General features: G+C 63.5%; 11 protein-coding genes. 3 read left to right on the top strand and 8 right to left on the bottom strand.

What is annotated here, in order from left to right; all coding sequences use genetic code 11:
* Positions 1-36: 36 nt before the first annotated feature.
* From QCE64_RS25300 to QCE64_RS25285, 4 genes are read right to left on the bottom strand one after another with little or no spacing between them, the layout of a single operon-like run.
* On the bottom strand, positions 37-1041 hold the full coding sequence (locus QCE64_RS25300) for a DUF1839 family protein (RefSeq protein WP_309924281.1): 1005 nt from the start codon (positions 1039-1041) through the stop codon (positions 37-39).
* Positions 1038-2105: an amino acid--[acyl-carrier-protein] ligase gene (locus tag QCE64_RS25295; RefSeq protein WP_309924280.1), complete on the bottom strand. Its 1068-nt coding sequence runs from the start codon at positions 2103-2105 to the stop codon at positions 1038-1040. Before QCE64_RS25295 ends, QCE64_RS25300 begins: the two co-directional genes overlap by 4 nt.
* A 4-nt stretch (positions 2106-2109) precedes the next feature.
* The gene (locus QCE64_RS25290; protein ID WP_310006874.1) at positions 2110-3363 is read right to left on the bottom strand and encodes an acyl-CoA dehydrogenase family protein; all 1254 of its coding nucleotides are present in this window, start codon (positions 3361-3363) and stop codon (positions 2110-2112) included.
* A complete protein-coding gene (locus QCE64_RS25285) occupies positions 3360-3611 on the bottom strand; it encodes an acyl carrier protein (RefSeq protein ID WP_309817013.1) in 252 nt (83 codons plus the stop codon). The genes QCE64_RS25290 and QCE64_RS25285 overlap by 4 nt, the downstream gene beginning before the upstream one ends.
* Before the next feature lie 399 nt (positions 3612-4010).
* Here QCE64_RS25285 and QCE64_RS25280 point away from each other — a divergent pair, with 399 nt between their 5' ends.
* The gene (locus tag QCE64_RS25280) at positions 4011-4754 is read left to right on the top strand and encodes a YdcF family protein (protein ID WP_310006872.1); all 744 of its coding nucleotides are present in this window, start codon (positions 4011-4013) and stop codon (positions 4752-4754) included.
* Here QCE64_RS25280 and QCE64_RS25275 read toward each other — a convergent pair.
* A complete protein-coding gene (locus QCE64_RS25275) occupies positions 4745-7414 on the bottom strand; it encodes an excinuclease ABC subunit UvrA (RefSeq protein ID WP_309933683.1) in 2670 nt (889 codons plus the stop codon). The two genes, QCE64_RS25280 and QCE64_RS25275, sit on opposite strands and share 10 nt — an antisense overlap.
* A 172-nt stretch (positions 7415-7586) precedes the next feature.
* Here QCE64_RS25275 and QCE64_RS25270 point away from each other — a divergent pair, with 172 nt between their 5' ends.
* Positions 7587-7835: a hypothetical protein gene (locus QCE64_RS25270; RefSeq protein WP_309933682.1), complete on the top strand. Its 249-nt coding sequence runs from the start codon at positions 7587-7589 to the stop codon at positions 7833-7835.
* 52 nt (positions 7836-7887) lie between these two features.
* Here QCE64_RS25270 and QCE64_RS25265 read toward each other — a convergent pair whose 3' ends face one another.
* On the bottom strand, positions 7888-8313 hold the full coding sequence (locus QCE64_RS25265; protein ID WP_309924272.1) for a hypothetical protein: 426 nt from the start codon (positions 8311-8313) through the stop codon (positions 7888-7890).
* A 550-nt stretch (positions 8314-8863) separates the two neighbouring features.
* On the opposite strand from QCE64_RS25265, the gene QCE64_RS25260 reads away from it, so the two are divergent.
* Positions 8864-9619 (top strand): FadR/GntR family transcriptional regulator, encoded by a 756-nt coding sequence (locus QCE64_RS25260; RefSeq protein ID WP_309924270.1) that lies wholly within the window; start codon positions 8864-8866, stop codon positions 9617-9619.
* 24 nt (positions 9620-9643) lie between these two features.
* On the opposite strand, the gene QCE64_RS25255 is transcribed toward QCE64_RS25260, so the two are convergent.
* Positions 9644-10054, bottom strand: coding sequence for a hypothetical protein (locus tag QCE64_RS25255; protein ID WP_309924269.1), 411 nt, complete (start codon positions 10052-10054; stop codon positions 9644-9646).
* Between the two features lie 77 nt (positions 10055-10131).
* On the bottom strand, positions 10132-10953 hold the full coding sequence (locus QCE64_RS25250) for an alpha/beta hydrolase (RefSeq protein WP_309925291.1): 822 nt from the start codon (positions 10951-10953) through the stop codon (positions 10132-10134).
* Positions 10954-11123 lie beyond the last annotated feature (170 nt).

The raw sequence follows: 11123 nt of genomic DNA, 5'->3' as shown, positions 1-11123 counted from the left end.
TGAAGAAGCCGCGTCATCGCGACGCGGCTTCGGTCTTCAGAGAAAGCGCGCGGCGAGCGGCTCGATGACCTTGTCGTACGAAGTCTGCATCGATCCGAGGCAGTCTTCGCACAGGTCGGTGCGCGAGCGCATGCGGGCGCGCGCGAGACGGAACTGCATGACCATCGCTTCGCTTGCAATCGCCTGAGCGCTTGCCTGGATCTCGCCCGGCACGTCCACGCCATGTGCGTTCAGCCAGCCGAGATACTTCGACAGCAACTCGAAGTTCGAACCGATCTGACGCATCATGTTGAACGTGTAGAGGTGGTAATACGCCGGGTCGCGTTCGAGCATCGCACGCATGTGCTCGGGGAACGCCGCACGCCATTGCGCCACCGGGTTCGACGCCGGCCGGTCCTGCAGACGCAGCTTGAGCAGTTCCACCGAACGCTGCACGAGCGCTTCGCCTTGCAGCGGATCGCGCGCGCGCTTCACGAATTCGACGTAAGGAAACAGCGCCTGCACGTCGCTCGCGAGACCGGGCGTCAGACGGAAGACGCCGTCGTAGTCCTCGCCGGACAGCGAGAAATACCCCGCGTTGTGGAAATATGTGATGTGCTTCGCTTGCGCGTCGATGGCGTCGATGGCGATGGTCGTCTTCGTATGCGTCTGCCGGTACGCGGTGGCGCGCGTATCCGGCAGCCAGTACGAGTCCATCTCCGCGACCACGATCTGGCCGCGCTTCGTCTGCTCCACCACGTGCGCCTCGACCGTGTCGTAGATCGCGAGCTCCTGGGCCTGGAGACCATAGAGCCGCGCGATATCGTCGAGCGAGAACTTCGGGAACGTGAACTGATCGCCCTCGAAGTCCTGCGTCACGGTGAAACTGAGCGCCGCGTGCGGATCGCAGCCGTAGTGATGCAGCAGCTCGATCCACAAGTCGACGTAGCAGTTCGTCTCCAGCCACACGCGCTCGTCGCGATGCAGCGCGTGCTGGCGATATTCGCCATGCGCGGGCGCGGACGTGTCCGTCACGGCATCAGCCGGCGAGCGTGCGTTCATGCCCGGTTACCCAGTTTGTCGAGACCCTGGGCGATGAGCGCGGCCTTGTCGCCCCACAGCAGCTGGCGCACCTGCTCCGGCCATGCGTTGACGTCGAGGCCGTGGTGGCGGAACAGCGCCAGCGTCGTGCGTTCCATGCCGAAGCCCACGCAGGCGGTGTGCGCGACCTGGTCGTCGGCCTGGCTGATGTGCCACAGCTCGCCGAAGTGGTCCTGGTGATAGTTGAACGACAGGCACGCCGTGGGACGGTCGGGCGTCGCGACCGGCACCAGCAGTTCGAACTTGAGTTGCTGTTCGCGCTGGCTGTCCGCGACGATCTTGCCGCCGCGGCCGAAGAACGGGTCGTTGGCGAGATCGATCTCATACGGCAGGCCCAGCAGTTCGATCAGCAGCGAGCCGCGCTCGATCCACTTCTGACGGAACGCCATCACCTGTTCGGGGCTGCCCACGCGGATGTATTCGCGCATGCGGAACATCTGCATGCGGCCCGGATCGATGGACGGCTCGTGACGGAAGCAGTACGAGAAGGCGTCGAAGATCGCGCCGTCGGCGGCGAGCTTGCCGCGCTTCGCGACCAGCGGATAGATCGGATAGCATGCGGCCGGCGTGAGCACGAGGCGCGTGGGCTTCTGCTGATCCATCCAGTCGTCGGAGCGCTCTTCCTCTTCACCGATGTGCACGATCTTGTCGAGCGCTTCGAGCAGGCGATGATGCCCGCGATCATTGCCCTGGAACGAATGGATCGTGCCGGCGAGGTTCGGGAAGCTTTTCAGGTATTCGCTGTCTTCGAAGTCGCGGCGGCGCATGGCCGGCGGGAAGCGCAGCACTTCGGCGTGCTGGTCGGCGCCGAGCAGCGTGATCGCCTGGTTCAGACGCTCGACGATGTCCTCGAACACTTCGCTGCGGCCATAGAGGCCGTCTTCGCCGGTATCGATGAGGATGCCCGCTTCAATCAGGCGGTCCCGCAAGGTCAGGTCCGATTTGTCGTACGGTGCCTGCGTCTCTTGTGTTTGAGCTTGTGCTTCGGCCTGCATCATGGCGGCCTGTTCTGTCGGCATGTTCATAGCGTCAAAGGGTTCCCGTTGCGGCGCGCTGCGCAAGCAGCAGGTTCGCCGTGTTCAATTCAATGCGGTCGTTGCTGATCATGAGGGGCGCCGAATGCAGATCGCGCAGATGGCGTCCCACGCTGAACGGCGTGTCGTTCTTGTAGCCGGCCATGCCGCAGATCATCAGCGTCTCCTGCACCACGTGCAGCGCCGACTGCGAAATCGCCAGCTTGAGCATGTTGAGGTCTGCGTTGATGCCGATCGACGCCGTAAGCGGCGCGTCGTCGTCGTTGCCTTGCGTGGCCCGGCGGATGGCGCGTTCGGCGCTCGCGGCCTCGACGTTGGCGAGCGATTCGCGCAGGCGCGCCTGCATCATCCTGATGAGCGTGATGATCTGCGAGAGCCGCGCCGCCGAAGGAGGCAGGGCGGGCTTGCCGCGCGCCTGGTTGCGGAAGAACTGATGCGCGCGATTCGCTGCATCGCAGGCAATGCCGCACCACACCGACGACCACAACGTGTGCGATACGGGCAGCATGCTTTCGTCGGCGATCTTCGAGAACGGCGCAGGCAGGATCTGCTCGGCGATGCCGCTTGCCGTGAGCCGATGGCCCTGGCTGCACGTGCCGCGCATGCCCAGCGTGTCCCACGTGCCGCGCTGTTCGAGCGTGAGCGTTTCACGCGGCGCGACGATCAGGACCTGATCGGAAGGCGGTGCATCCGGATGACGGCGCGCCGTCACGAGAATGCAGTCCGCGTAGGTGCCGTACGAAATGGTCGGCGCCATCTTCTCGATCTGGAACGCGTTGTCGACGAGATCGACCGCGCATGCGCTCGTCCGCATGTTGCCGCCGATGTTCTCTTCGGACGTGGCCGACGCGAGCAGCAGTTGCTCGTTCACCATGCGCGCGAGGAACGCGCGCTGCCAGGGCACGTTGGCGCCATGATCGACGATGCACACGACCTGGCTCTGGTGCATGGCGTAGATCATCGCGGACGAGGCGCAGCCCTGGGCGAGGGCTTCACACAGGCGGGCCACGCCGGTCAGCGAGAGTCCGTCGCCGCCGTGTTCCACCGGCACCATCGCGGAGAAGAGACGCTCCTCGCGCATCGCAGCGACCGCTTCCGCAGGAAAGCGCGCTTCACGATCCACTGCATCGGCGTGCCGCGCCGCGACGGCGGCGACACGCTTTGCAGCATCGATCAACGCGCTTTCGCTGCGTGCGTTCATGCTCTGTGCCAGTTGCGCCGCCTCGAGCTCCTGAGCGGGCGCGTTCATGCGGCCGCCTGCGAGCGGCGCAACTCCTCGACGGCGGCCGCGAGCGAATCGACGCTCGAAAAGAGCCGGCGCGTGAGCATGTGATCGGGGATCTCGATGCCGAACTCGTCTTCGATCGCGAGCATCACGTGAACCGTGGCGAGCGATGAGAGACCGGCGGCGTAGAGATCGTCGCTGTCGGAGAGCGTATCGACAGGCACGTCGAGCCGAGCGGACTCGGCGAGGATGCGGCGCAATTCAGTTTTCATTGTCTGTGTTTTCCCTTGTACCCGGCCAACGGTGCATTAAATCCGGAAGGCGACGTAGCGTGGTGGTCGAATGTCGTCTTCGCTCCGGAGCGAAATGGGGTGGTGTTGTTCACTTTCGTGAAGACGATTTCACGAGAGCCCTCGCACTCACCTTCTTGTTTGTTGTTTGATCGTATTTAACGAATTACGAGGCCGGGACGTCCGTGCGATGGCGCACGGTGGGCCTTCAAGAGCAAAGGCGTGCTATGTGCGATATCCGGCACGCAGCATTTCGCGTCAATCCTTCAGACTGGCTGCTGCACTGCTTCAGGTAAGACCTGCAGCTTCCACGAGCCTGTGCCTTGCAAAAACTATGCGAGACTGCAAGGCATTTGAAAACTGACTCACGGGGTGAGGTAATTGGTACTGTTCTCCTTTCTGCTGGGCTTTGTCGCACTGTTCATCGTGTGGAGGAAGCGCCGCGTGGCGGTTCTGCTGATGGCGGGCGCCTTCTTCTGGCTGGTCGGCGGTTGGCTGGCCGGACCCTTGATGAGGCTTGCAAACGACGGGCATGCCGTCATGACCGAGCCGCGCTTCGGTCCGCACACGGTCATCATCGTGCTCGGCGGCGGGACCGAGTACGACCGCAACCGGCATTTGATTCCGAAAGGCGACACCATCACACGCGTGGATCTCGGCGCGTCGCTGTACAAGCGGTGCCGGATGCGCGAACCGGACTGCCTCGTGATCGTGAGCGGCGGCAATCCACAGCGTCACGAGCTGAGCGAAGCGGATGTCATCGGACCTTTGCTGCTCGAACGGGGTGTCGAAAGCCGCGACCTGATCCTCGAAAACACGAGTCTCGACACTTACGCCAACGCGCGCAATACGGAGAAAATCCTACGGTCGCGGCGATACGACACGTCGATCCTCGTCACGTCCTCGCTGCACATGCAGCGCGCGCTGCTGGCTTTTCAGGTGTTCGGCATCGATCCGCAGCCCGGCGTAGCCTTCATACGGAATCCCAAATCATGGTGGGTGCCGCATCCTGAAGGATGGATCGATTCGAACTTCGCGCTGCATGAATTGATCGGCATCATGCGGTTCTGGGTGTGGCACTGGATCGGGCTGTATCCGGGCGTGCAGCCCGGTGCTCAGCGCTGAAGCGCTTCTTTCAGATAGCGCGCAGTGCGGCTTTCGGCATGCTTCGCGACTGCATCGGGAACACCCGTAATCACCACCTTGCCGCCATCCTCGCCGGCACCCGGGCCCATGTCGATGACCCAGTCGGAATGCGCGGCCACGCGCATGTCGTGTTCGACGACGACCACTGTGTTGCCCGCATCGACCAGCCCTTGCAGTTGGCGCATCAGGCGGTCGACGTCGGCGGGATGCAGGCCGGTGGTGGGTTCGTCGAGGATATAGAGCGTGTCGCCGCGATGGGCGCGCTGCAGTTCCGTCGCGAGCTTGATGCGTTGCGCCTCGCCTCCCGATAGCTCGGTGGCCGGCTGACCCAGGCGCAGATAGCCGAGCCCGATGTCGCGCAGCACGGCAAGCGCACGCATGATGTTGGGTTCATCGGCGAAGAAAGCGCATGCGGCATCGACGCTCATGTCCAGCACTTGCGCGATGTTCTTGCCGTGCCATTCGATCTCCAGTGTCTGCGCGTTGTAGCGCGAACCGTGGCAGGTCGAACAGGACGTGTACACGCTCGGCAGGAACAGAAGTTCGACGCTGACGAAGCCTTCGCCTTCGCACGTGGGGCAGCGCCCCTGTGCGACGTTGAAGGAGAAGCGGCCCGCGCCATAGCGGCGCTTGCGCGCGCTCGGCGTGTCCGCAAAGAGCTTGCGGACGTGATCGAACAGGCCGGTATAGGTCGCGAGGTTCGAGCGGGGCGTGCGGCCGATGGGCTTCTGATCGACACGCACGAGACGCCTGATCGTCTCCATGCCTTCGACGATGCTTCCGCCTGCGGGCGCGTCCGGTGTCGCGAGCAATGGGTCGGATTCGTCTTCGGTGGCGTCGTCGAGGGCGCGTCCGAGGTGTTCGGCGACGAGCTCCGGCAAAGCCTGGCTGACGAGGCTCGACTTGCCCGAGCCCGAGATGCCGGTGACCGTCGTGAAGGCGCCGAGCGGAAAGGCGGCATCGACGCCATCGAGGTTATTGCGCTCGATGCGCGCAAGCCTGAGCCAGCCACGCGGCCGGCGCGGCGCGCGCTCGACCGCACGATGTTGCGCGAACAGGTGTTCACGGGTCTGCGAGGCATCGACGGCTGCAAGGCCTTCCGGCGGGCCGCTGTAGAGCACATGACCACCGCCTTCGCCCGCGGCCGGACCGACGTCGACGAGCCAGTCGGCACGGCGCATCGTGTTCAGATCGTGTTCGATGACGAACAGCGAATTGCCCGCGGCCTTGAGACGCTGCAACGCGACGAAGAGCGCCTCGTTGTCCGCAGGATGAAGTCCGGCCGAGGGTTCGTCGAGCACATACACGACGCCGAACAGTTGCGACGCCAGTTGCGTGGCGAGCCGCAGGCGCTGTAGTTCGCCGGACGAGAGCGTTGGCGTCGCGCGGTCGAGCGACAGATAGCCGAGGCCAAGATCGATGAGCGTTCGTAAGCGCTCCAGCAGATCGGCGGCGATGCGTTCGGCTGCGGCGCGTTTTTCGTCCGAAAGATTCGCGGTGCGGCGCACATCGGGCGCCGCCTTGTGAGCCGAGCCGCCGGCCGCGACTCGTTGCGTAGTGGCCGCGCGGCGAGCGGCCTTGTCCAATGTCTCGCCATGCGGCTGCGTCTGCGTGGACCAGTCGCCGCGTGCGATGGGCGCGAGCAGGTCGGCGAGGCGGTTCATCGGCAGATGCGCGAATCCCGCGATGTCCAGTCCCGCGAAGGTGACGGAGAGCGCTTCCTTCTTCAGCCGTTTGCCGTGGCACGAAGGGCAGTCGCTGCCCACCATGAAGCGCGATACGCGCTTCTTCATCAATGCGCTTTGCGTGTGCGCAAAGGTATGCAGGATGTAGCGCCGCGCACCGGTGAAGGTGCCCTGATAGCTCGGCTCGGCGCCGCGCTTCAATGCCGCGCGGGTTTCCTTCGGTGTGAGTCCGGCGTAGACCGGTGCGGTCGGCTGCTCTTCGGTGAAGAGGATCCAGTCGCGGTCCTTCTTCGGCAGATCGCGCCAGGGGGTGTCGACGTCATAGCCGAGGGTCACGAGGATGTCGCGCAGGTTCTGACCGTGCCAGGCGGGCGGCCACGCGGCGATGGCGCGCTCGCGGATGGTGAGGGAGTCGTCCGGCACCATTGACTTCTCCGTGACCTCGTACACGCGTCCGAGGCCATGGCAGACGGGACACGCGCCCTGCACGGTGTTCGGGGAGAAGTCCTCCGCGTAAAGCATGGGCTGCTTCGGCGGATAGCTGCCCGTACGGGAATACAGCATGCGCACGAGGCTGGACAGGGTCGTCACGCTGCCTACGGAAGAACGGGCATTCGGCGCGCCGCGCTGCTGCTGTAGCGCGACTGCGGGCGGCAGGCCTTCTATCGAATCGACCTGCGGCACGCCGACCTGTTCGATGAGCCGTCGTGCGTACGGCGCGACTGATTCGAAATAGCGGCGCTGCGCTTCCGCGTAAAGCGTACCGAATGCCAGCGAGGATTTTCCGGACCCCGAGACGCCGGTGAAGACCACGAGGGCGTCGCGGGGGACGTCGACATCGACGTTCTTCAGGTTGTGCTCACGCGCGCCGCGAACGCGCACGAAACCTGCTCTGGACTTTTCATTGGCATCGTCGTGTGCGGCGACAGCGTGATGGGCTTTGCGGACATCCATGGCAAAAAGTGGTGATGGCTTCGAGATTGCATGCAGCATGCCATATGCCGGATGGCATTTTGCGTTATGCATGTTGAATGCAGAATGCGGGCGAGAATTTCTTTCACGCGTGGATTGCGTGGACGTCAGCGCTCGTTCAGAACTGTGATGAGACTGATCGGAGAGCAATGCAATGAAATCAGAGACAAGCGGACTGAAGATACTGCTCACACTGACGGCAAGCCTGGCGATGGGCGTATCGGGCGCTGCAATGGCGGGCGGGAACGGCAATGGCGGTTCAGGCGGAGGCAATGCGCACGGCGCGGCGACTGCCGGACCGACGGCCGGAGGCGACAATACCTCCGTGCCGGGCAGTACGCGCCAGGGCCTGCATTTGAAGCACAAAAAGAAGGCGAAGCCCGCGCCGTCCAGCGCGCAGTGATGATGACGAGCACGGCGGAGCACGGCAGGAGCACGCGTCCGCGCGAAATGTTTCAGGCTGCCGCGACGCCTTCGATGTCGATGTCGTCGGTCCCGAGGCGCGAGAAGATATCGCAGACTGCGCGCATCTCCGCTTCATCGCGGATGCTGACGACCACGCGCGTCAGGCCGCACAGCGTGTCGGCGTCGCCGCCGTCCGCGCCGAACGACGGAAGAATGTCGTCGCCGGTGATGTCGAGACCGAACGGGTACTCATGCGTATCGACGACGCCGAGATGTTCGCCGTGACCGGCGTATTCGGCTGAGATCCACTGGTTTTGCGCCGCCGCGCTTTGCACCACCGAACTGTGAAAGTCCGCAAAGCCGGTCATGCTGGCCACGCGGACACGGTCTCCCGCGATGCCTTCCGCGCGGAGGTCTTCGAGTGCTTCGTCGAGCTTGCGGGAGCCGAAAAAAGCTCCGGATACTTCTCGCATCATTGCCTGTCTCCTTGCTGCCTCGGTGCCACGAATTCAGTATCGCCGTGAAGCGAGCCTTTGTGAACACGGGTTCATACCGGTTGTCGCCCCGAGGGATCGGGAAAAGCGCGAGAGGCACAGGGAGCGGCGCACGAGGGCGCGGCAGCGACACGCCGGAAAACCCTTATTCAGGCTCGCGAGTGCGCGAGGAGATGGCGAATCCAACGGATGCGGACCGGGATACGCGAGCCTGACGACGAAATGAACCCACTGGCCGGGTGCCGGGGCAGATACAGCCGACACCCGGAGCCCACGGTTGCGGTTCCAGGCGCGTTCACTTCATGCGGTACATGAACTTTACGCCGCAAAGGACCGATTATCAACGGTTTGATGCGGCCCTAATCGATTGAAACGCAAGGTTTTTTCGGGGCAGTTCGTCGCAGCGGCATGGCGGTCTCAGCTTTGGCATGCTGCATGATGCATACAAAAAACCGCGTGAACGATCAGTCATCGTACAAGCTGACTTGCGCCCTATAATGGGCGATCGAGCCTATTCAAGACCGGTCCTCCCATGTCCCAAGCACTGTCGTCCGGCGCGCTGCGCCGCTCCCGCAACCTGACCGAGGAGGTTGTCGCCGAGTTGTCGGAGCGCATTCGCAGCGGTGCACTTCAGCCCGGCGACAAGCTGCCGACGGAATCGGAAATCATGGCGCAGCTCGGCGTCAGCCGCACGGTCGTGCGTGAATCGATCTCGCGCCTGCAGGCCGCGCGTCTCGTACAGACGCGGCATGGCATCGGCACCTTCGTGCTGGAGGCAACCGATCACGACCGCTTCCAGATCGAAGCTGCGGGCGACCTCACCGTACGCGACGTGATGGCGATTCTCGAACTGCGTATCAGCCTCGAAGCCGAGGCGGCCGGGCTTGCCGCAATGCGCCGCACGGACGAGAATCTGGCGCAGATGCGCCGCGCGCTCGACGAGTTCGAACGCCTGATCGAAGCGGGCGAGAGCAGTGCGGTCACCGCCGATGTCGCCTTCCACCTCGAACTCGCGAAGGCCACCGGCAACCGGTACTTCCACAGCATCCTGAGCCAGCTTGGCAACACCATCATTCCGCGCACGCGGGTCAACTCCGCGGCGCTCGCTCATCACGATCCCGGCAGCTATCTAGATCGCGTGAATCGCGAGCACGAAGATATCTTCGACGCCATCGAGCGTCGCGATCCCGAAGCCGCGCGCGCCGCAATGCGCATGCACCTGTCGAACAGCCGGGAGCGTCTGCGTCGCGCGCATGAGGCTTCGGGGAAGGGCCAGGAGGCGAGCTGAGCCGCTTTGCCTGGAGCCTGCGTGCTACGCCTCGTCAAGCATCACGGAGAGCGTGCCGGCTTCGTTCTGCACACCTGCATCGAGATCAATTTCGTGCGGCGCCATCTTTGCAATGGCGCGCAGCAGGCGTGGCGAGAAGCCCGCGCCGAAACGTGCAAGGGCGTCATTGCGTGTGGCTTCATCGGCATGCGAGAGCGCACGCAGTTCGCTCAACGGCAAGCCTACGAACAGATCGATTGGGTAAGGCGGCGCATCGGGGTCGGCATCGGTCGTCGGCGAACCCGGTGCTCGTATGCGCAAGCCGGGCTGCAGGTGCGACGCCAGTTCCGCGGTCACCTGACAGGGCGCCTCGGCTTCCAGTGCGCCGCGTGCTTCGCTTGCCAGGAAAGGAGCGACGTCCTGCAAACGCGCCAGTTCTTCATCGGACAGCAACATGGTGTTCTCCCTGCGGATAACGGTGACGTTATCACGGCCCGCAGCACATGCCGGTCCAGCGTGCGTTCACGCCAGCGTCATTCGCGATGTTCCGCAATGCAGGCGGCGATCGCTTCGTTCACGGCATCGGCGGCATCGCGATGCGGTGAATGTCCGCATTGCGACAGCTTGACGAGCCGCGCGTGCGGCACGGCTTCCTGAATCCTGTCGAGTTGCAGCATCGATGCATATTCGTCATCGTGTCCCTGAATGGCGAGCAGCGGCTTTCTTATCGCGGCGATCTCGGCGGTGATGTCCCAGTGCAGGAACTCGGGATTGAGCCACGCGTCGTTCCAGCCGTAAAAGGCCGAATCCACGTCATCGTGATAGGCGCCCAGCCTGTCGCGCAGCGCACTGGTCTCATAGACCGCGCGCGTTTCCCTGATCGCCTGCACCGTCATGGGTTCCACGAACACATGCGGCGCCATGATGGCGGCGCCCGCCAGAGCATCGGGGAATGCGCTGGCATGGAGCAGGGCGATCGTGCCGCCGTCGCTATGACCGATGAGCCACATGCGGGCGCGCTCCCGGGCATCGATGCGCAACGCATCGAGCAACGCGGGCAATACGACCTGCGCCTGATGATGCAGGAAGCTGACCGGCCAGGTTTCGCCGGGCCGGCGCGGAGTCGAGCGCCCATAGCCCGGACGCGAGAAGACCAGCCCGCGACATTGCAGCCGGTCACACAACACTTGTGGCCAACGCTTCCATAACCTGACCGATCCCAGTCCCTCATGCAGGAATACGGCGATGTGCGCATCGCCGCGTTCGGCATTGAGCCATTCGTATTCGACCCGCACGGGATATGCGCCGCCGTTCAAATCGGCAAAAGAAACAGACTGGCCTGTCTGAAATGTCATATTGGAAGATCGGCAAGATAGAGCACAAAGATTAACAGACACCGTCGGGCGGTTATGCGAATCTCCCTTGCGAGCATGCATTGGAACAGTGCATGCAAGGTAATGAATAAAGCTATTGAATCGCAAGCAACACACAAAAAACAGGTTTCTCAGTCCATTGGATTTTTTTC

This window comes from Caballeronia sp. LZ043, from assembly GCF_031451075.1.
GTDB lineage: Bacteria > Pseudomonadota > Gammaproteobacteria > Burkholderiales > Burkholderiaceae > Caballeronia.
The sequence above is the reverse complement of the archived record's forward strand: the minus strand, read 5'-3'. Positions and strand labels throughout refer to the sequence as shown.

What these genes read in the sequence shown, in the direction of transcription:
- QCE64_RS25300 (WP_309924281.1), bottom strand. Translation starts at nt 1,041, where the DNA reads ATGAACGCACGCTCGCCGGCTGATGCCGTGACGGACACGTCCGCGCCC.
- QCE64_RS25295 (WP_309924280.1), bottom strand. Translation starts at nt 2,105, where the DNA reads ATGAACATGCCGACAGAACAGGCCGCCATGATGCAGGCCGAAGCACAA.
- QCE64_RS25290 (WP_310006874.1), bottom strand. Translation starts at nt 3,363, where the DNA reads ATGAACGCGCCCGCTCAGGAGCTCGAGGCGGCGCAACTGGCACAGAGC.
- QCE64_RS25285 (WP_309817013.1), bottom strand. Translation starts at nt 3,611, where the DNA reads ATGAAAACTGAATTGCGCCGCATCCTCGCCGAGTCCGCTCGGCTCGAC.
- QCE64_RS25275 (WP_309933683.1), bottom strand. Translation starts at nt 7,414, where the DNA reads ATGGATGTCCGCAAAGCCCATCACGCTGTCGCCGCACACGACGATGCC.
- QCE64_RS25270 (WP_309933682.1), top strand. Translation starts at nt 7,587, where the DNA reads ATGAAATCAGAGACAAGCGGACTGAAGATACTGCTCACACTGACGGCA.
- QCE64_RS25265 (WP_309924272.1), bottom strand. Translation starts at nt 8,313, where the DNA reads ATGATGCGAGAAGTATCCGGAGCTTTTTTCGGCTCCCGCAAGCTCGAC.
- QCE64_RS25260 (WP_309924270.1), top strand. Translation starts at nt 8,864, where the DNA reads ATGTCCCAAGCACTGTCGTCCGGCGCGCTGCGCCGCTCCCGCAACCTG.
- QCE64_RS25255 (WP_309924269.1), bottom strand. Translation starts at nt 10,054, where the DNA reads ATGTTGCTGTCCGATGAAGAACTGGCGCGTTTGCAGGACGTCGCTCCT.
- QCE64_RS25250 (WP_309925291.1), bottom strand. Translation starts at nt 10,953, where the DNA reads ATGACATTTCAGACAGGCCAGTCTGTTTCTTTTGCCGATTTGAACGGC.